Consider the following 18,424-nt stretch of genomic DNA (forward strand, 5'->3'; position numbering starts at 1 on the left):
AGGGGTGAGACGATGCATATTACGATGAATCACATTCATAAAGCCTTTGGATCGAACAAAGTGCTCGAAGGCGTGGATATCGAAATCAAAGAAGGGGAAGTCCACGCCCTCATGGGAGAGAACGGGGCAGGAAAATCGACGCTCATGAATATTCTGACCGGTCTTCATAAAAAGGATAAAGGAACAATCCAGATTGATAGTCAGGAAAAAACGTTCTCCAACCCAAAAGAAGCGGAAAACTACGGCATCGCTTTTATTCATCAGGAGATGAATGTCTGGCCGGAATTGACCGTACTGGAGAACCTGTTCATTAATCGGGAACCGGTTACATCTTTTGGGATTATCAATACGAGAAAAATGAAAGCGGTTGCGGAGAAGCGGTTTGAAAAGCTCTCCATTTCCATCCCGCTTCATAAGGATGCCGGACAGTGTTCGGTCGGGGAGCAGCAGATGATTGAAATCGCCAAGGCGCTCATGACCGATGCCAAGGTGATTATTATGGACGAACCGACAGCAGCCTTAACAGACAGAGAGATTGAAAAGTTGTTCGGCGTGATCCGTTCCTTAAAAGCCTCCGGTGTTTCCATTGTTTACATTTCCCACCGGATGGAGGAAATCTTTGACGTGTGCGATCGTATTACCGTTATGCGGGACGGGCGTACCATTGATACGACACCAATTCCGGATACGAGTTTTGATGAGGTGGTGCGCAAAATGGTTGGGCGTGAACTCACCGATCGTTTTCCAGAAAGGAAGGCCAATCCGGGGGAAACCGTACTTGAGGTGAAAAACCTGGCACGTCCCGGCGTGTTCCAGGACGTCAATTTTCAAGTGAAGTCCGGCGAGATTGTAGGTGTTGCAGGATTGATGGGAGCTGGAAGAACAGAGATCATGCGGACGATTTTCGGACTCGATGGGAAATACGAGGGAGAAATCCATGTGAACGGCCAGCATGCCGTTATGAAGAATCCAGGCCAGGCGATCAAACTCGGACTCGGGTTAATTACAGAAGACAGAAAAGACGAAGGTCTCGTGCTTGATTTCCCTATTAAAGATAATATCGCCCTCCCCAGCCTGAAAAGCTTCACGAAACGTTCTCTTATCCAGGATGGCAGGGAGCTGGAGTTTGTGGAGATGTTAATCAAGCGCCTGACCATTAAAACCGAATCCGCTCAAACCGAAGCGAAGAACTTATCCGGCGGGAATCAACAGAAAGTGGTCATTGCTAAATGGATCGGCATCGGACCGAAAGTGCTGATTCTTGATGAACCGACACGCGGGGTGGACGTCGGGGCAAAACGGGAGATTTACCAGTTGATGAACGAGCTGACCGATCGTGGAGTAGCTATCCTGATGGTCTCCTCTGAACTGCCGGAAGTACTCGGCATGAGCGACAGGATTCTCGTCGTCCACGAAGGAACCGTTGCCGGTGAACTGGACCGGTCGGTAGCGACACAGGAAAAGATTATGACATTTGCGACAGGAGGGAACGTCCATGATGAACGCCATTAAAAAAACGAACAGCATCGGCCAGTCACTGCAGAAGCTGGGGCCGCTGGTCGGGCTTCTTGTACTTATTACCGTTGTATCCATTATAAACCCCAGCTTTTTGGAACCTTTGAACCTATTAAATCTGCTTCGTCAGGTTGCCATTAACGCCCTGATTGCCTACGGGATGACCTTCGTCATTCTCACCGGCGGTATCGATTTGTCCGTTGGATCGATTCTTGCTTTATCGAGTGCCCTGATGGCCGGGATGATGGTATCCGGCATTGATCCGATATTAGCTATTCTGATCGGCTGCCTGCTTGGTGCGCTGATGGGGGCTGTCAACGGACTGTTGATTACAAAAGGAAAGATGGCTCCGTTTATTGCAACGTTGGCAACGATGACGATGTTCCGTGGTCTGACACTTGTCTATACAGACGGGAACCCGATTACAGGACTTGGCGACAGCTATGCGTTTCAGCTGTTCGGCCGCGGCTATTTCCTTGGTATTCCCGTACCAGCGGTGACGATGCTGCTCGCTTTTGCTGTTCTTTGGGTGATTCTTCATAAAACGCCTTTTGGACGTCGTACGTATGCGATTGGTGGTAACGAAAAAGCAGCGTTTATTTCAGGAATTAACGTTTCCCGTGTAAAGGTCCTTGTCTATTCTTTAGCCGGTCTATTGTCTGCGCTTGCAGGTGCGATTCTTACCTCACGCTTGAATTCAGCACAGCCGACTGCCGGTACCTCTTACGAACTGGATGCGATTGCTGCTGTTGTGCTTGGCGGGACGAGCTTATCCGGAGGCCGTGGATTGATCGTTGGAACACTGATAGGTGCCTTGATAATTGGAACGTTGAACAACGGATTGAACCTGCTCGGGGTATCCTCCTTTTTCCAAATGGTCGTTAAAGGTGTCGTCATTATCATTGCTGTCCTCATGGACCGTAAGAAATCAGCTTAGGAGGGATGAACATGAACAAACGATTCTTACTTATGATCGGTGCAGTCCTGCTTTTTCTAAGTGCCTGTTCCCTGCAGCCGCCGGAATGGGCCAAGCCGAACAATAATAAAAATCCAGAAGATATTAAGGTAGGATTGTCTGTTTCCACCTTGAATAACCCGTTCTTCGTTTCCATGAAAGACGGGGTGGAGAAGGAAGCAGAAGCACAGGGGATGGACGTCGTTGTCGTTGATGCACAGAATGATGCAGCTAAACAGGTCAGCGACGTAGAGGATTTGATCCAGCAGGGAGTCGACGTCCTGCTGATCAACCCGACAGACTCTTCGGCGGTTTCAACGGCTGTCCAGTCTGCCAACAGCCTCGGCATTCCTGTCGTTACACTGGACCGTTCTTCTGAAAAAGGGGAAGTGGCCACTCTCGTCAGTTCGGATAACGCCAAAGGTGGGAGGATGGCCGCCGAATATATTGTGGAACAGCTTGGGGAGGACGCCAAAGTGGCAGAGCTTGAAGGAGTTCCCGGAGCCTCTGCAACGAGGGAGCGCGGAAGCGGCTTCCATACCGTGGCCGATGAGCAGTTGAATGTGACGGCTAAGCAGACCGCGAATTTCGACCGTACAGAAGGGTTGAATACGATGGAGAACATTCTTCAGGGAAATCCGGATTTGGAAGCGGTCTTTGCCCACAATGATGAAATGGCTCTTGGTGCCTATCAGGCTATTCAAAGCTCCGGCCGTGATGTACTTGTAGTCGGATTTGACGGAAACGAAGATGCGATGACGAGTATTCAGAACGGAAATCTTTCCGCAACCGTCGCTCAGCAGCCGGAACAGATCGGCTCGCTGGCTGTCCAGGCAGGAGCAGATGTGCTGCAGGGAGAGGAAGTAGAGGAAACGATTCCGGTTCCTTTGAAACTCGTAACGACAGAGAATATCGACGAATAACTGGAACCCCTGCGTTTGGGGTAGTGGAGCTGATCAGCATCAGTGCTCACGTTCCGATTATTCGTGGTGAGTCTGTTCCCGCATGAACCATTGTACACTTTGGATTCACGAAAAATCTGTCAGGAATTTTCTAACCACCTTGAAGAGACAGCCATAAGGCTGTCTCTTTCTGTTTTTACTTGTGTTTTACCATGTGGTTTGTAATACTGACAGGAAATAGGACGAAGGTAGGAGTGATGACAACCGGCCTCTGTTTGACGAATAGCCAGATCCTTGAAACCATTGAACCTGGCTTACGAAAGCGGTTGGGGCAGGGCCGTTTTCTTTCCTTCAGCTTGCGAAACGAACGATTTTTTTACGCGCGTTTCATTTTTCAATACGAGAAATAATCTATGAAACGATGCACCACAGAGATAGGAGGGAGTCCTTTGCGTAATATTCTAATCAAATTTATCCGACTTGATAAAACGACGCTGCTGATCGGCTCTTTCCTGATCATTTTCGGCAGTACGTTCACCATCATGTGGATCGAGCCTGAAACCTTCACGAGTTTCCATGACAGCCTCTGGTGGGTGATGACGACGATATCGACCGTCGGTTATGGAGACATCTCCCCACAAACAACCGCTGGTAGAAATTTTGCAATGCTGCTTTACCTTGTCGGTATCGGTGTGCTGGGTGTGGTCATCAGCCTGATTGCCAATGCGATGGGGATTTTTAAAAAGCGGAAGGAGGAAGGGAAGTTGAGTTATCACGGTAAAGACCACATTGTCATTGTCGGCTGGTCCAAAAAAGCGGCGCTGGCGATTGATGAAATCCTGCTGGCCGATAAAGAGACAGAAATTGTTCTTATCGATGAGGTGGAAAAAGAACCTCTGAACATGAAACGTGTCCATTACATAAACGGCAGCCCGATGAAAAAGGATGTTCTTGACAAAGCCAATCTTGAAAACAGTAAAAGTGCGATCGTTTTTGCGACAGACTGCTCGGACAGTTCGAGGCTTGTCGACGGCAACTCGCTGCTCGTTGCCGCAGCTCTGGAAAAGAATGCTCCTCACGTCCATACAACGGTCGAGGTGCTCGACCGCGACCACGTTCCGATGTTCAAGCACAGCAAAGTAGATGAGGTCGTTTTATCCGATGAGTTTGTCTCCCGTATGCTCGTCCGCTCTTCATTCCAAAAAGGCGTTTCCGGGTTATTCAATCAGCTCATCAGCCGGGAGTCCGGTTATGATCTGCGCCAGATTGAAAGAAAAGAAGAATGGAAGACATACCGCGATGTTGTCGAGGATGTCACGTCCCAAGGGGGCAATGTCATCGCCGTCGGAGAAAACATGGACATCTATAAACACTTGGATGAGCCGCTCCCTGAAGGGGCGCATATCCGTGTCGTCTGTGATAAACAGACGTATGATGCGCTCTGCTGATCCCTTAGAGTATTGAAAAATCCGGCTGGGTACGGGATAATGGTCCGGGTTTTTCCGTAAGAAAGGGGGGGGAGGAATGTTACCTGTACTAAACCATTCCGGTCTGATGGTCATGGTCGTTGTCCATCTGCTGGCAGCAGTCATTCTATTTGCTGTGTCGTATACATATGAAAAGTCAATCATTACCGATCGGAAAAACAAGTGGCTGTTTTTCATCATCAGTCTGATCTACAGCTGGATTGGGACAATGATTATTGTAGACAGCCTGTTTGATCTGCATAGAGACCATGAACTCTCTGTTTTTATTTACCGTAATAGTCTGGTGGTCTTATGGATCGGCTTTATTCTGGTACAGCTCCTCGTGTACAAATTTTTAAACCAGGTGGAAATCAGAGGGGAATAAATAGAAAAGGAGAGGGCCCGCGGGGCCCTCTCCTTTTCTATGATTCAGATCCGGTTTTTATAGGAGTGACTGTTCTCTCCAGCTCCTTTGTCACCTGATCCTTATATTTAGATTCCACTAGAATATAAAGGAAGTCTCCAGCTTTGATTTCTGTTTCACCATAAGGGGTGATGACCTGATTATCACGAATGATGGCATTAATGTTCGCATGGTTCGGGAAAGACAAGTCCCGCAGCCGGCTTCCCACCACTGCTGATTCCTGGCTTGTCTGATACTGGATCATTTCCACAGCCACCTTCCCCATCGATATCAGTTCGATGGAATGGTGCGGGGTATCTTTTTTCGGGCCGACAAGGTTTAAGCGGTCCGCCATCCATGAGATCGTCGAGCCTTGAATCAATGCTGACGTCAACACGATAAAGAAGACGATGTTGAATAAGGTCTGACTGTTGTTCAATCCATCTACGACCGGAAAAGTAGCGAGGACGATTGGAACGGCTCCCCGCAGTCCGGCCCATGAAATGAACAATTTTTCCTTGAACGTATAGTTGAGGCGGATCAAGGAAAGGAAGACAGCGGCCGGCCGCGCAACAAAGATGAGCAGCAGAGACAGGATGATGCCGTCATACATCACTTCGGATGAAAACAGCTGGTCCGGAAAGACGAGCAGCCCGAGGATGATGAACATGAGAATTTGTGCCATCCAGGCAAAGCCTTCATTAAATTGAAATATGGAATACCGGTATGTCAGTTCCCGGTTTCCAATAACAAGCGCGGCAATGTAAACGGCCAGGAAGCCGCTTCCGCCGACGAACGCGGTAATTCCGTAGGTCAAGAGCGCAAATGCAATCGATAAGATTGGATAAAGTGCACTTGATCCGAGTCGGATGCGGTTTATAGAGAAGGAGGCTGTCCAGCCGAACAGGACACCTAATACGAGCCCCAGGCCCATCTGAAGGAAAAATGTGGGGATGAGCATCCAGATGGAGCTGCCTTCATTGGAAATCAACTCGATGAAGGAAAGAGTTAAAAAGACCGCCATCGGGTCGTTGGTTCCGGATTCCGCTTCCAAGGTCGCTCCCATTTTCGCTTTGATGTTCCGTTCTTTTAACACAGAAAATACAGCGGCCGCATCGGTCGAACCGACAATGGCCCCAAGCAGCAGTCCCTCCATCAAGCTTAAGTCAAGCAGAAGAAAAGCAGCCGCTCCAATTAACGTCGATGTAAGGACAACGCCGATGGTAGCGAGAGACAACGAAGGGACGGCGACGGAGCGGACGGTCGCCCATTTCGTATGCAGTCCTCCTTCGAACAAAATCAGGACGAGGGCGAAGACCCCGAACAGCTGGGCCACTCCCGCATCATCGAAATAGATGATTCCAAGTCCGTCACTGCCGATGATCATTCCGACAATCATAAACAGAATCAACGCCGGCAGCCCCCAGCGGCTGGAAAATTTAGCAGCAATGATGCCGCTGAAAAGTAAAAACGCGGTAATAAGTACAAACGCATCCGTTCCAAAAGCTTCAATAAACATTCCATAACTCCCTTATTCAATGTGTAGATCAAGGACCATGCCTGAAACTTCAAGCATGGTCCCGCTTTTACAAACCTATGATCTGCTTCAGCTCTTTCGTATTGACCATGTCCCAGGAAAAACCGACCCACCAGGAGGACCAGTCCGCTCCGTTTAGAGCACCGAAGAGCCAGACAAAACCGAAAAAGCATAGATAAATAAATAGAACGACCACGGCATAAAGCCCTGTGTCTTTAAAATTTTTCAACGCGCTGTCTCCTTTATATGGAATCATGTGCATCCATGAAAAAAGGAGCGCTTATGTATAGGTTGAATTCGTATGCCTGGCAATGAGAAATCCTCTGTTTTCACCCTGCAAACCAAGCACCTGGTGCTCAAAAAGTCCACGGAATTGGACAAATGAGAAAAGGGAAGCGTGTATAAACATAGAAGATCCCAAGTCGTCCAGATCCGGGAGCAGAGGGAAGGATAGAGGCTGGAAAAATACGGATTCACTGTCCGACAGCTCAACAGATGACGCGATATTCAAATCGTCAGACCAGCTGTAGGAAAGCTCCTGAAATTTCCCATGCGGACTTAAAACCGCTGCAAATAACAGCATGCATCCTAAAATGAAGATAGAAAACAGGCGCATCCTTTCCCTCCTTCCAAACAGGTGATCTTTCTATTATATCAATCGATCCGGTCAAAGTCATGGAAGAAGAAACTGGGAAATTACTGACATGTTGAAACGTCTTTAACGTTCATTCGTATAGAAAGGCAGAGAAAAAATGTCCGGGGGGATCCGCATGTTAAGATGGATGATTTATTTGTTCCTGTTCGTCTTGAATGGAGCTTTTTTGCTTTCGGTTTTTAACGTATGGACGAACTTCACCGCGTTATGGGTGATGGTAATCTTCACAGGAATCTTTTTGGGAACATTCGAAGTGCTCCACAGGTTAGGGAAATTGACGGATGTGAAAAAGGGAGAGTCTTGAATGCGTCATTTACTGCCGGTGATTTTAGTTATGGTGGCTATAGGTCTTTTCATTAAAATTGTGAATATATTTCCGGTCGTTTACACCATATTTATTGGAGTAGGTTCAATTTTTTTCATGTGTGACGGTATCAAAGAATGGAAGGATCGTTCATTCATCACAGCAGCGAGTAAAATGGTGATGTCCGTGCTGATGTTCATGATGACGGTCACACGTGTTCTTTAAGAACGGTGGAAGTGGACAGGCATAGGGGTGATTCCTGATTTATATGGATGTTTAGGGCTGTCTGTGGTATAAAAGGACGGATAGGGAGAGATAAGAGGGGAGGAAGCCGCTGATTATGAAGCGGCTTTCTTTTTTTGTGAGTGTCGGAACCACCTGTCTCCGGTTTCATTGACAACGATGGAAAAGAGAATCAGGCCGATGCCTGTCCACTGAAGAATGGTCACCTGTTCCTTCAGCACCACCATAGCCGATACAATGGCCACCGGCAGTTCTACAGAGCTGAGAATGTTGGCCAGCCTTGCAGAAATGTGCGGGGCCCCTCCAGCGAAAAACAAGGGGGGAATCACGGCGCCAACCATCGCAATGCCGAGGCTGATCAGCCAAAGCTCTCCTTCCAAGACAGGAAACGTTGGAATGTCCCTGGAAAATACAATCAGTACGAGGAGGAGTGAACCTGTTATCATCCAAGAGCTGCGGAGCACGGAATTCACTTCCGGTGCGGCCTGTCCACTCGTATAAATAAACGCCGCATAGGAGAGTGCTGATAAAAGGCCGAGGATCACTCCGGCAGCAGGGAGCTCACCCATGCCCCCCGAAAGAACCTCGGACGCCAGGATGACCCCGGATAATGTAATCGCAAGGGAGACGAAGTGCACTTTTTCTGGTGATTTTTTTAAAAAGACCCATTCAATCAGCATTCCGATCCATACAAATTGAAAGAGCAGGACGATTGCCATGGAAGCGGGAATATACTGCATCGCTCCGTAATAAAAAATACTCGTTAAGCCTACGGACGACCCCGCGCCCATCACCTTGAGCCGGTCGCAATACTTCATATGCCGGATGTCCTTCCAATGCGGGAAAGACAACAGCCACAGTAGAACGAACGCTATGATCATCTGCGCGATGTTCAACTGCCCGAGCGAATACCCCTCAGCAAATCCGTGCTTCACAAAAATCGGTGTAAAACCGAAACTTGCCGCTCCGATAAATACCAACAAGGCTCCTTTCTTTTTCATACCGTCACCTTCTTTCTATATCCATCCTCCACTTTACCATGAACGAGGTAAGACGGCATCCGGGATAAATAGTTCTGTCCATGAATCTGCTGAATAAGATGAAAATGGGGATTTCTTGAAAGGGGAGTGGCACGATGTATTCAAATGAAAATCCGGATCAGCTGGCGTGGCAGGCAATGAAATATGATATGCTTTCAAATTATTACAAGTATATCGATCCGAACAAGGCTATCCACTATTACCATAAGCACCTGCAGTGCATGCAGCAGTGGGTGATGTGTGAACGTAGTGAAGGGATGGGCATGGGCGGAGGTGGCGGGGGTACAGCAAAAGTAAGAGTTCTTCATGCTTCACCGGATGCACCGAACGTAGATGTATATGTGAACGGTCAGAAAATATTGGAAAACGTCCCTTATAAGCAGCAGAGTGAGTATTTGGAAGTTCCTCAAGGACAGTACCGCATAGATATCTATGCCGCTGGTGATACTTCACAGCCTGTATTGACGCAGAACGTAGCTGTTGAAGCTGATCGTCAATATACGGTTGCTGCAGCTGGAAAAGTCAATCAGCTTCAGATCATCCCGGTCGTCGACAATGATCACACCGCGTACGGCAATGCCAAGGTCCGTTTCTGGCATCTTTCTCCAAACGCACCGGCTGTGGATGTAGCCGTCAAAGGCGGAGATGTCCTGTTTAGAAATGTCCCGTTCGGCCGGGCGACCCGCTATATCACGGTTCCACCGACAACAGCTGATTTAGAGGTCCGGGTAGCTGGAACGAACCAGGTGGTTCTCGAGGTGCCAGGGGTAACCTTGAATCCGAATGAAGCTTATACGGCTGTTGCGGTCGGGTTGGCTGGTGAGCAGCCGCCGCTCGAAGCGATTTTTCTGCAGCCATAAAAAAAGGAAGCGTTCATCAGGAACGCTTCCTTTTTTTATTCAGAAGCCTGGCCGGCTTTTTTCTTGCTGTAATGCTTCCTTGCTTTCATCCGGTTGCCGCACACGTCCATGGAACACCATTTACGCCGCCCTTTTTGATTTACGAACAATGCCAGGCAGTCATCGTTCTGGCATGCGGAAATCTTCTCCCAAATACCGGCTTCCTTATGATGGAGCATTTGATAGGCAAGGAGCGCCAGCAGCCCGTCCGCCCCCCCTTTTAAAGGTACCGGTACAAGCGCCCCCTGTTCGAAGATGAACTGCAGCGATCCTTTCGTCCATTCACTCAGCATGTGTGTGAATTCTTCTTCATTCTCTTTACTGTAAAAATATGAACGGCTTTGATCACGGAAATCGCGGATTTTCTTAGTGTGAAAGACTTCCTGTTTGAGAGCTTTCACCTGCTGATCTAAGAGGAGTCCGTGGTAAGACATGAGATCAAGCCATTGATACACCTCTGCTTCTGTCGTTAAATAATCATTCGCCTGATCCCAGTGGCTGTTTATCGTATTGAAAAAGTTAATAAATACATAAGAGGAAAATTGGGAAAGTGTCATCCGATCCTGCATCATAAAAACCTCCGAATCCTTTCTATTGACTTATAGTTTAACATACCTTAATATTCTAACCGTAATAAAAATATTTACAGGTTATAAAATAGCCGGCAAATGGAGGAATATATCATGGCAGTTACAAACGTAACCGATGCAAACTTTGCAAATGAAACCAAAGAAGGCCTTGTCCTTGCGGATCTTGGTGCCCCATGGTGCGGACCATGTAAAATGATCGCCCCTGTTCTTGAGGAACTGGATGCTGAAATGGGCGAACAAGCGAAAATCGTAAAACTGGATGTTGACCAAAACCCTGAAACTGCGCAGGAATATGGAGTAATGAGCATCCCGACACTTCTTTTCTTCAAAGACGGAGAGCTGGTTGACAAAAAAGTTGGCTTCAAGTCAAGAGAAGAACTTGCTGAAACATTGAATCAACACCAATAATGAGGAACGGAGGCTTCGGCCTCCGTTTTTTTATAGGAAAAATGGTGAAAAATTGATATATCGTGAAATTAATTGATATAGGCTGGAAAAAATCGATATATCACGAATTTAGTTGATATATTCTAATTAAAATTGATATATCCGGAAAAAGGCTGATAGACCCGCCTGACCGACCGATATCGGCTGCACCTACACGTCCGGCAAAAAGTTTTCGCTTTGACATCTTCCTGACTTATTTCTTTTTTATGATGAACATGTACCAAATACATGAAGTCTACAGGAGGACGTAAAGGCATGAAAAACGTACTTTCAAAAAAAGCGTTGACAGGGGCTCTTGCATTGGCGATTGCAATCCCGGGAATTTCTTATGCGGCGACGGATGCAGAAACAGATACTGGTTCAGAAGCCGCGCAGGAATCGGTGGAAAGCGGTGAAACGGAAATCCGCAGCCTGCTGCAGCAGTTCAAAAACGGGGAGCTGAGCGAAAATGAAGTTCTTGAAAAGCTGCAGGAACAGAAACGCTTCTTCTTCCAAAAAGGCGGCCACCACTTTGAGGACTTAGATGAAGAAACCAAAGAAAAGCTGGAAGAGATCAAGTCCAAGGTGGAAGCAGGCGAATGGACGAAGGAAGAAGCGAAAGCGGAGCTGGAGGAGCTCGGGATTGAGCAGCCCCGCCATCACGGTGGAAAAGGTCATCGCATCGGCGCAGACCTGACTGAGGAACAGCGCACCCAGTTGGATGAGATTCGTGAGCAGGTCGAAAGCGGTGAACTGACAGAGGAGGAAGCGCAGGCCCAGCTTGAGGAACTAGGCATTGAAATAAAGCCTCGCGGTCAGGACCCGGATACAGAGGAAAGTGAAGAAGCAGAAACTACGGCTTCCGCTGTATAATCTCTCTTACGAGTAAAGAAGGCTTTTCTCATAAAGCCTTCTTTTTTTTTATGATTTTTTCTCACCGGCCCTGGTTACCCTTTATAATGGAAGCAAAGGAGAGCTGAAACGATGAACAAAGTATTGATTGTAGAAGACGAACCGACCATTTCCCGTGTTCTACAAGCCTATTTATCCAAAAATGACATGATCACCGAACAGGCGTGGACGGGAAATGAAGCTATGGATAAATTTACAGCACAGCGCCCGGACCTCGTTCTGCTTGATGTCATGCTTCCGGACAAGGATGGATGGACGGTGCTGAAGGAAATCCGTGAAAAAAGTGCCTGCCCTGTCATCATGCTGACGGCGTTCGGGGAAATCGATCATAAACTGAAGGGATTTGAAACAGGAGCCGACGATTACATAGCTAAACCTTTCATCGGTGAAGAAGTTGTGGCACGAGTGAAAGCGGTCCTGAGCCGCCCTGTGGCAAGAGTGGAGGACCAGCTTCTCCGCATAGGATCACTGGTCGTCGATACGGCTGCTCATACCGTCTATAAAAATGGAGAGGAAATTGAACTGTCTCCAAAGGATGGGAAGCTGTTTATTTTTCTTACTCTGCATCCGAACCAGACCTTCACACGGGAGCAACTGCTCGACCAAATATGGGGTTACGACTATGAGGGGAGTGACCGGGCGGTGGATTTGTCGATCAAGCGGATCCGAAAGGTGCTGGGAAATTCAATGGAAGAGCCGTATGACATTAAAACACTGCGGGGATTGGGGTATCAGTGGAGTGTACAAACATGAGAAGCGTAAAACGATTTTTCATTACTGGTCCAGAAGGTACTTGGCTACGCTTCTCATCGGCTTGATTCTCATAGCCGCAGGGTCCGTCTGGTGGATCAAGAAGACGACGGTCGACCACAGGCTGAATCTCATGCACATTGTCGGACAGGAAATTGCCGATAGAATTGTGACGACAAACGGCCGGATTCTTTCAGGGCCGTTGTTTGAGGAGATTTTAAGAAACCGCGCAGGAGAATTGGATGTAAGTGAAACTCCGGCTGCGCTGATTGTCACCGACCAAGGGGAGATTCTCGTTACGAACCAGCGCGGAGGGCAGATCAGGAATGCCGGCGATTATGTTGATGAATCGTTGTATCAGACGACCGAGTCCGTGGTGTCCCTTGACCGGAATCAAAGGGCTTACGTGATCAGCGAGCCGATTGAAAGCGGAGATGAAACGCTCGGGTATGTCGTATTAGTGAATGATAAGGAAACCCTCAGCCGCCTGAATCAGGAATATGGATTACTGGCCCTGCTGCTCGGTGGTGTTGGTCTGCTCGGGTGGGGAGTCATCTATTATTTAACAAGACAGCTCTCCAAGCCGTTGAAAGAGACAGCCAGTGCAGCCCGAATGGTCAGTGAAGGCAGCTATGATATTCAAATGTCTTCGCCGCCGAAGGAAAAAGAGCTGGCCGAATTGATGGATTCCTTTACCGATATGGCCGCAAAGCTGAAGCAGCTGGAAGAGATGCGCACCGAACTCCTGGCGGGGGTGACTCACGACTTGAAAACCCCGGTCACTTCGATGAGTGGTCTGATCCAGGCGGTCAAGGATGAGATTGTTGAAGGGGACGAAGCAAAAGAATATCTTGATTTATCTCTGCAGGAAGTGGAACGCCTTCAAGTTATGATCCAGGATCTATTGAGCTTTAATACGTACGCCGCTGGTGCCCTGCCGATGTACAAAAAGCAACAGCCGCTTCGTCCGATTCTGACCCATTTCCAAAAACAGTGGCAGTCAGACCCGGATCACATACCCTTGGACGTGCAGTTCCCAGCGGAGGCTGTCACTCTTTCTGTTGATGATCACCGGCTGAAGCAGATCTTATTCAATCTTGTTCAAAATGCCGATCAAGCGGTCGAGGAAGGAAAAGTCACTATAGATGCCAGCCGGGACGAATCCAATCTGATTATGAAAATTTCCGATACCGGAACAGGCATTCCGGAAGACGAACAGGCGCTCATATTCGAACGTTTCTACCGAGGGAAAGACAAAAAATTGAAACAGAGAGGCCTCGGACTCGGTCTTCCTCTCAGCCGCATGCTCGTCGAGGCGCATGGCGGCCGTCTTGAGCTGACTGAATCATCGGAGAACGGTACGATTTTCACGCTGACGCTTCCTCTTTTGGAGGAGTAGGCGTACGGTTGTTTCCTATTTATATAAGACCAAGATAAACACCTGACATCCAAATGCTGTCAGGTGTTTGTTTTGTCGAAAGAAAGGGAAAGGATTGGTAACGTTCGAGGGGGGATAATTTTGGAAACCCGTATGTGGAACATTCATCGCTACAACGAACAATACGGGCAGGAGGAAGAAGACATCGTAGCTGTCGAATACCCGTTGACCATCGTTGTCAATGGAGAGGAATTCGCTACGATGGTCTGCACACCCATGGATATGGAAGACCTTGTCATTGGTTTTCTTGCTTCGGAAGGTGTCATTCTTACGTATAGGGAATTGACGAGCCTGACAATTGACGAGGAGCGTGGCTTTGCCTATGTGGAAACATCCCGGAGCGTTCCGTTTGTAAAAGAAGGGCAGAAACGCTGGCTTGGAAGCTGCTGTGGAAAAAGCCGCGCCTTTTACTTTCAAAGTGATGCGGCTACCGCCAAGACGGCCGTGGATACGACGTCGTTTTCTCCAGACGAGTGCTATCAGCTGATGGAATCCTTCCACCAGGAAGCAGGCATGTTCAAACAGACCGGAGGCGTCCATCAGGCTGCCATTGCTGGTGTTTCGGGCATTTTGAAGGCGTATACAGATATCGGCCGTCATAATGCTCTCGATAAATTATATGGGTGGATGCTTCGAAAGCAAGTAAGTCCAAAAGAAAAGATCGTTATTTTCAGTGGCCGGATTTCTTCGGAGGTCCTTTTGAAAGTATCCAAAATGCGGTTCGGCCTGCTTTTGTCAAAATCAGCCCCGACAGATCTGGCACTGCAGCTGGCTGATGATCTGAATATTACAGCCGCCGGGTTTGTCAGAGGTAATCGGATGAACGTCTACACCCATCCCGGCCGTGTAAAGGAAGAAAGTAAAGGAGGAGTCATGATTGAATGAACATACCGTCGTAAAAATAAACGGCACAGAATACCTCGCTGATCATCCGGACCAAACACTCATCCAATTAATGAATAAAGTCAATGAACAGGTGCCTCAGATCTGTTACAACGAATCTCTTGGACCGATCCAGACATGTGATTCCTGTATCGTTCAGGTCGACGGAGAGCTTGTCCGGGCGTGCGGGACCAAAGTCAAGGCGGGTATGAAAGTGCAGACGCAGCTTCCACATGTACATAAAGCGCAGAAGGAAGCTCTTGACCGTGTTCTGGAAAAACATGAACTGTACTGCACCGTCTGTGATTATAACAATGGATCGTGTGAAATCCACAATACGATGGCGGAATTCGGCATTGAGCACCAGGAACGTCCATTTCAGCCGACAAGCTATGAAAAGGACTACTCAGGAACGTTTTACCGTTACGATCCTGACCAGTGTATCCTGTGCGGCCGCTGTGTGGAAGTGTGTCAGGACGTTCAGGTAAATGAGACGCTGACGATAGACTGGGAGCGTCAGGAGCCGCGGGTCATCTGGGATAACGACGTTCCCATTGATCAGTCTTCCTGTGTCAACTGCGGGCAGTGTTCCACTGTCTGTCCGTGTAACGCCATGATGGAGGTCGGCATGGAGGGAGAGGCCGGATTTTTGACGGACACGGAGCCTGGAATCCTGAAATCGATGATCAATTTAACGAAGAAGGTGGAAACCGGTTACGGTCCATTGTTTGCTGTATCCGATTCTGAGGCAGCGATGCGTGAAGAAACGATCAAGAAGGAAAAAACCGTTTGTACCTACTGCGGTGTCGGGTGTTCCTTTGATGTATGGACGAAGGACCGGCAGATTCTCAAGGTAGAGCCAAGTGCCCAGTCACCGGCCAACGGCATATCCACATGTATCAAAGGGAAATTCGGCTGGGACTACGTGAATAGTGACGACCGTCTTCAGAAGCCGCTCGTCCGCCGCGGCGATCATTTTGAAGAGGTGGAATGGGACGAGGCGATGCAGTATGTGGTCGATCGTATGAAGAAAATCCTTGCTGAGAAAGGCCCGGATCATCTGGCCTTCATCGCATCCTCTAAAGCGACCAACGAGGAATCCTACCTGATGCAGAAGCTTGCCCGTCAGGTGATCGGGACGAACAACGTGGATAACTGTTCCCGCTACTGCCAGGCACCGGCAACAAAAGGGTTGTTCCGCACGGTGGGGTATGGCGGCGATTCCGGATCCATTGATGATCTGGGAGACAGTAAACTCGTCATTACTATCGGTTCCAACACAGCAGAATCCCACCCTGTTCTTGCTTCGCGCATCAAGCGTTCCCAGAAGCTGTTGGGACATAAGCTGTTCGTCTTTGACTTGAGAAAGCATGAAATGGCGAAGCGTGCCGATCGTTTTTATCAGCCGAAATCAGGCACCGATCTTGTCTGGCTTTCCGCTGTTACGAAATACATTCTTGACCAGGGCTGGGAGGATAAAAACTTCCTGAATGACTGGGTCAATGGCTTTGATGAATATCGGGAAAGCCTCGAGCCGTTTACGATGGCATATGCTTCGGACTTGACCGGCATCCCTCAGGAGGAACTGAAGCAGGTGGCGGAGGAAGTGGCCACATCCGAATCGGTAGCCATCTGCTGGGCGATGGGCGTGACACAGCATATGCTCGGAAGTGATACGAGTACAGCCATCAGTAACCTGCTGCTTATTACCGGAAACTACGGGAAGCCGGGTACAGGCGCTTATCCACTGCGCGGCCACAACAACGTACAGGGATGCAGTGATTTCGGAAGTATGCCGAACTTCTTCCCCGGGTATGAATCGACAGAGGACGATGAGGTCCGGGCCCGTTATGAAAAAGCGTGGGGGACGGAGCTGCCGAAAGAAACCGGCATGGATAACCACGAGATGATTGAAGCCATTCATGATGGCGAACTGTCCATGATGTATGTCATGGGTGAGGACACAGGAATTGTCGATGCCAATATCAATTATGTAACAGCCGCCTTTGAAAAACTCGATTTGTTCATCGTACAAGACTTGTTCCTGACGAAGACCGCTGAATATGCCGACGTTGTGCTTCCGGCCTCCCCGAGCCTTGAAAAGGACGGCACATTTACCAATACAGAGCGCCGGATACAACGTCTTTATAAGAGCTTTGATCCGTTGGAAGGTACAAAGCCGGACTGGGAAATCATTCAGCTGATGGCCGGGTATTTTGGTGTAGACTGGGGCTATGAGCATCCATCTGAAATCATGGCAGAAGCAGCAGGACTTGCTCCGTTGTTTGCAGGTGTTACGTATGAACGTCTGGAAGGGTATAATTCCCTGCAGTGGCCTGTAGCCGAAGACGGAACAGATGAACCACTTCTCTTTACGGAAGGATTCCCGTTTGAGGATAAAAAGGCAAAGCTTTATCCACTGACGTATGAGCTGATGTATGACACCAATGAAGAGTATGACCTTCATGTAAACAATGGCCGGCTGCTGGAGCATTTCCACGAAGGCAACATGACCTACCGAACATCGGGCATCCGGAGGAAAACGCCGAATGCCTTCATAGAAGTTTCTGAAGAGCTCGCCAAAGAGCGGGGGATTGAAGAAGGAGCGGAAGTGAAGCTGATTTCTGAATCAGGAGAAGCGACCGGGCAGGTGACGGTTACCGACCGTGTCCGCGGGAAAGAGATCTTCCTGCCGCTGAACAGCAATGGTAAATCAGCCATCAACTATCTGACTGATAACCGGGTTGATAAAGATACTGACACACCGGCTTATAAGGAAATTGCTGTGAAAATGAAAGTGCTCAAAAAGAAAGGGAAGTCGCCGATTCCGAAAAATAACCACCGGAATGGAAATCCGGTGCCGCAGATCAGTGTGAAGGTCCAGAAAAAATGGCAGCGGGAAGATTATACATTCCCAGGCAAGGGGGCTCATTAATGGCACGGGCGATCACCGATATTAAACGATTTGAGAAATCGCGGGAAGAAGTCATTGAGGAAAATGTCCAGGAAGTAAAAGAGGCGGTGGCAGACAACAAGGAGGCGATCCTGCAAGGCATCGAACTGCTCAGCGCCCTTCAAAAAGAAGGGACGCTTGAAACGCTGTCGGCTTTTGTGAAAGCGAAGGATGAAACCCTCGCCAATGTTGTCAGGGAAATAGATAAGGAACAATATACACCCCTGTTGAACAATCTTCCTGAGCTCGTTTTCCTGCTTGGCGATTTGAACGTCAGCGGAATCCGGAACTTGAGCAGCCGCCTGAACAATGGTCTGGAGCGTATGGAGGATGAAGGAACGACGAAAAAAATGAACATGCTTGATTTTGCCAAAGTATTGAAAGATCCGGAGATCAACCGGAGCCTGACGATGCTGATGTCCTTTCTGAAAGGAATGGGACAGAAATAGCAGTACAGACAAAAGCCTGAGCCGGAATCTGGTTCAGGCTTCTTTGTGCAGACTATGCACCAGGAGGATTTCACAAAGCGGAAGTAGAAGAACAGAGAGAGACAC

At 48.5% G+C, this 18,424-nt stretch carries 19 protein-coding genes; 14 read left to right on the plus strand and 5 right to left on the minus strand.

Annotated elements, in window-relative coordinates; genetic code table 11:
- The first annotated feature begins 12 nt into the window (after positions 1 to 12).
- From QMA39_RS01920 to QMA39_RS01940, 5 genes are all read left to right on the plus strand, one after another.
- Entirely contained in the window at positions 13 to 1,512 is a 1,500-nt protein-coding gene (locus tag QMA39_RS01920; RefSeq protein ID WP_281657859.1) for a sugar ABC transporter ATP-binding protein, read from the plus strand.
- Positions 1,496 to 2,452: a ribose ABC transporter permease RbsC gene (gene rbsC, locus QMA39_RS01925; protein ID WP_051254585.1), complete on the plus strand. Its 957-nt coding sequence runs from the start codon at positions 1,496 to 1,498 to the stop codon at positions 2,450 to 2,452. Before QMA39_RS01920 ends, rbsC begins: the two co-directional genes overlap by 17 nt.
- A gap of 11 nt (positions 2,453 to 2,463) precedes the next feature.
- The gene (rbsB, locus tag QMA39_RS01930; RefSeq protein WP_027953930.1) at positions 2,464 to 3,393 is read left to right on the plus strand and encodes a ribose ABC transporter substrate-binding protein RbsB; all 930 of its coding nucleotides are present in this window, start codon (positions 2,464 to 2,466) and stop codon (positions 3,391 to 3,393) included.
- A gap of 428 nt (positions 3,394 to 3,821) precedes the next feature.
- Positions 3,822 to 4,820, plus strand: coding sequence for a potassium channel family protein (locus tag QMA39_RS01935; RefSeq protein WP_035531241.1), 999 nt, complete (start codon positions 3,822 to 3,824; stop codon positions 4,818 to 4,820).
- A gap of 76 nt (positions 4,821 to 4,896) precedes the next feature.
- A complete protein-coding gene (locus QMA39_RS01940; protein ID WP_281657860.1) occupies positions 4,897 to 5,223 on the plus strand; it encodes a hypothetical protein in 327 nt (108 codons plus the stop codon).
- 37 nt (positions 5,224 to 5,260) lie between these two features.
- On the opposite strand, the gene QMA39_RS01945 is transcribed toward QMA39_RS01940, so the two are convergent.
- The 3 genes from QMA39_RS01945 to QMA39_RS01955 all read right to left on the minus strand — a co-directional run bounded on the left by QMA39_RS01945 (position 5,261) and on the right by QMA39_RS01955 (position 7,394).
- The gene (locus tag QMA39_RS01945) at positions 5,261 to 6,760 is read right to left on the minus strand and encodes a potassium/proton antiporter (protein WP_035531243.1); all 1,500 of its coding nucleotides are present in this window, start codon (positions 6,758 to 6,760) and stop codon (positions 5,261 to 5,263) included.
- Positions 6,761 to 6,827: 67 nt separating this feature from the next.
- Positions 6,828 to 7,007, minus strand: coding sequence for a hypothetical protein (locus QMA39_RS01950; RefSeq protein WP_051254587.1), 180 nt, complete (start codon positions 7,005 to 7,007; stop codon positions 6,828 to 6,830).
- Between the two features lie 51 nt (positions 7,008 to 7,058).
- Positions 7,059 to 7,394, minus strand: coding sequence for a hypothetical protein (locus tag QMA39_RS01955; protein ID WP_281657861.1), 336 nt, complete (start codon positions 7,392 to 7,394; stop codon positions 7,059 to 7,061).
- 343 nt (positions 7,395 to 7,737) lie between these two features.
- Between QMA39_RS01955 and QMA39_RS01960 the strand changes: the two genes are divergently transcribed.
- Positions 7,738 to 7,962, plus strand: a complete 225-nt coding sequence (locus QMA39_RS01960) for a hypothetical protein (RefSeq protein ID WP_281657862.1) — start codon at positions 7,738 to 7,740, stop codon at positions 7,960 to 7,962.
- A 113-nt stretch (positions 7,963 to 8,075) separates the two neighbouring features.
- Here the strand turns inward: QMA39_RS01960 and QMA39_RS01965 are convergent, their stop codons facing one another.
- A complete protein-coding gene (locus QMA39_RS01965; protein WP_281657863.1) occupies positions 8,076 to 8,981 on the minus strand; it encodes a DMT family transporter in 906 nt (301 codons plus the stop codon).
- A gap of 134 nt (positions 8,982 to 9,115) precedes the next feature.
- Here QMA39_RS01965 and QMA39_RS01970 point away from each other — a divergent pair, with 134 nt between their 5' ends.
- Positions 9,116 to 9,880, plus strand: coding sequence for a DUF4397 domain-containing protein (locus QMA39_RS01970; protein WP_281657864.1), 765 nt, complete (start codon positions 9,116 to 9,118; stop codon positions 9,878 to 9,880).
- Between the two features lie 35 nt (positions 9,881 to 9,915).
- Here the strand turns inward: QMA39_RS01970 and QMA39_RS01975 are convergent, their stop codons facing one another.
- Positions 9,916 to 10,488, minus strand: coding sequence for a CGNR zinc finger domain-containing protein (locus QMA39_RS01975; RefSeq protein WP_281657865.1), 573 nt, complete (start codon positions 10,486 to 10,488; stop codon positions 9,916 to 9,918).
- 114 nt (positions 10,489 to 10,602) lie between these two features.
- On the opposite strand from QMA39_RS01975, the gene trxA reads away from it, so the two are divergent.
- The 7 genes from trxA (at position 10,603) to QMA39_RS02010 (ending at position 18,319) form a co-directional block, all read left to right on the plus strand.
- A complete protein-coding gene (trxA, locus tag QMA39_RS01980; protein ID WP_027953940.1) occupies positions 10,603 to 10,917 on the plus strand; it encodes a thioredoxin in 315 nt (104 codons plus the stop codon).
- Between the two features lie 294 nt (positions 10,918 to 11,211).
- Complete coding sequence (locus QMA39_RS01985; RefSeq protein ID WP_281657866.1) at positions 11,212 to 11,808, plus strand: hypothetical protein; 597 nt, start codon at positions 11,212 to 11,214, stop codon at positions 11,806 to 11,808.
- Positions 11,809 to 11,919: 111 nt separating this feature from the next.
- On the plus strand, positions 11,920 to 12,600 hold the full coding sequence (locus QMA39_RS01990) for a response regulator transcription factor (RefSeq protein ID WP_281657867.1): 681 nt from the start codon (positions 11,920 to 11,922) through the stop codon (positions 12,598 to 12,600).
- Positions 12,548 to 13,996: a HAMP domain-containing sensor histidine kinase gene (locus QMA39_RS01995; RefSeq protein WP_281657868.1), complete on the plus strand. Its 1,449-nt coding sequence runs from the start codon at positions 12,548 to 12,550 to the stop codon at positions 13,994 to 13,996. The genes QMA39_RS01990 and QMA39_RS01995 overlap by 53 nt, the downstream gene beginning before the upstream one ends.
- A gap of 132 nt (positions 13,997 to 14,128) precedes the next feature.
- Entirely contained in the window at positions 14,129 to 14,920 is a 792-nt protein-coding gene (gene fdhD / locus QMA39_RS02000) for a formate dehydrogenase accessory sulfurtransferase FdhD (protein ID WP_206932995.1), read from the plus strand.
- Positions 14,913 to 17,852: a formate dehydrogenase subunit alpha gene (gene fdhF / locus QMA39_RS02005; RefSeq protein WP_281657869.1), complete on the plus strand. Its 2,940-nt coding sequence runs from the start codon at positions 14,913 to 14,915 to the stop codon at positions 17,850 to 17,852. The genes fdhD and fdhF overlap by 8 nt, the downstream gene beginning before the upstream one ends.
- Positions 17,852 to 18,319 carry a DUF1641 domain-containing protein gene (locus tag QMA39_RS02010; RefSeq protein WP_281657870.1) on the plus strand — a complete coding sequence of 156 codons (468 nt, stop codon included), beginning with the start codon at positions 17,852 to 17,854 and terminating at the stop codon, positions 18,317 to 18,319. Before fdhF ends, QMA39_RS02010 begins: the two co-directional genes overlap by 1 nt.
- The last annotated feature ends 105 nt before the right edge of the window (positions 18,320 to 18,424 follow it).

Source organism: Halobacillus sp. Cin3, assembly GCF_947311855.1.
GTDB classification, from domain to species: Bacteria; Bacillota; Bacilli; order Bacillales; family Halobacillaceae; genus Halobacillus; species Halobacillus kuroshimensis.

Bases quoted from the DNA above. Each gene is read 5' to 3' on its own strand.
- QMA39_RS01920 (WP_281657859.1), top strand. From the start codon at position 13: ATGCATATTACGATGAATCACATTCATAAAGCCTTTGGATCGAACAAA.
- rbsC (WP_051254585.1), top strand. From the start codon at position 1,496: ATGATGAACGCCATTAAAAAAACGAACAGCATCGGCCAGTCACTGCAG.
- rbsB (WP_027953930.1), top strand. From the start codon at position 2,464: ATGAACAAACGATTCTTACTTATGATCGGTGCAGTCCTGCTTTTTCTA.
- QMA39_RS01940 (WP_281657860.1), top strand. From the start codon at position 4,897: ATGTTACCTGTACTAAACCATTCCGGTCTGATGGTCATGGTCGTTGTC.
- QMA39_RS01945 (WP_035531243.1), bottom strand. From the start codon at position 6,760: ATGTTTATTGAAGCTTTTGGAACGGATGCGTTTGTACTTATTACCGCG.
- QMA39_RS01955 (WP_281657861.1), bottom strand. From the start codon at position 7,394: ATGCGCCTGTTTTCTATCTTCATTTTAGGATGCATGCTGTTATTTGCA.
- QMA39_RS01960 (WP_281657862.1), top strand. From the start codon at position 7,738: ATGCGTCATTTACTGCCGGTGATTTTAGTTATGGTGGCTATAGGTCTT.
- QMA39_RS01965 (WP_281657863.1), bottom strand. From the start codon at position 8,981: ATGAAAAAGAAAGGAGCCTTGTTGGTATTTATCGGAGCGGCAAGTTTC.
- QMA39_RS01970 (WP_281657864.1), top strand. From the start codon at position 9,116: ATGTATTCAAATGAAAATCCGGATCAGCTGGCGTGGCAGGCAATGAAA.
- QMA39_RS01975 (WP_281657865.1), bottom strand. From the start codon at position 10,488: ATGCAGGATCGGATGACACTTTCCCAATTTTCCTCTTATGTATTTATT.
- trxA (WP_027953940.1), top strand. From the start codon at position 10,603: ATGGCAGTTACAAACGTAACCGATGCAAACTTTGCAAATGAAACCAAA.
- QMA39_RS01985 (WP_281657866.1), top strand. From the start codon at position 11,212: ATGAAAAACGTACTTTCAAAAAAAGCGTTGACAGGGGCTCTTGCATTG.
- QMA39_RS01990 (WP_281657867.1), top strand. From the start codon at position 11,920: ATGAACAAAGTATTGATTGTAGAAGACGAACCGACCATTTCCCGTGTT.
- QMA39_RS01995 (WP_281657868.1), top strand. From the start codon at position 12,548: ATGACATTAAAACACTGCGGGGATTGGGGTATCAGTGGAGTGTACAAA.
- fdhD (WP_206932995.1), top strand. From the start codon at position 14,129: ATGTGGAACATTCATCGCTACAACGAACAATACGGGCAGGAGGAAGAA.
- QMA39_RS02010 (WP_281657870.1), top strand. From the start codon at position 17,852: ATGGCACGGGCGATCACCGATATTAAACGATTTGAGAAATCGCGGGAA.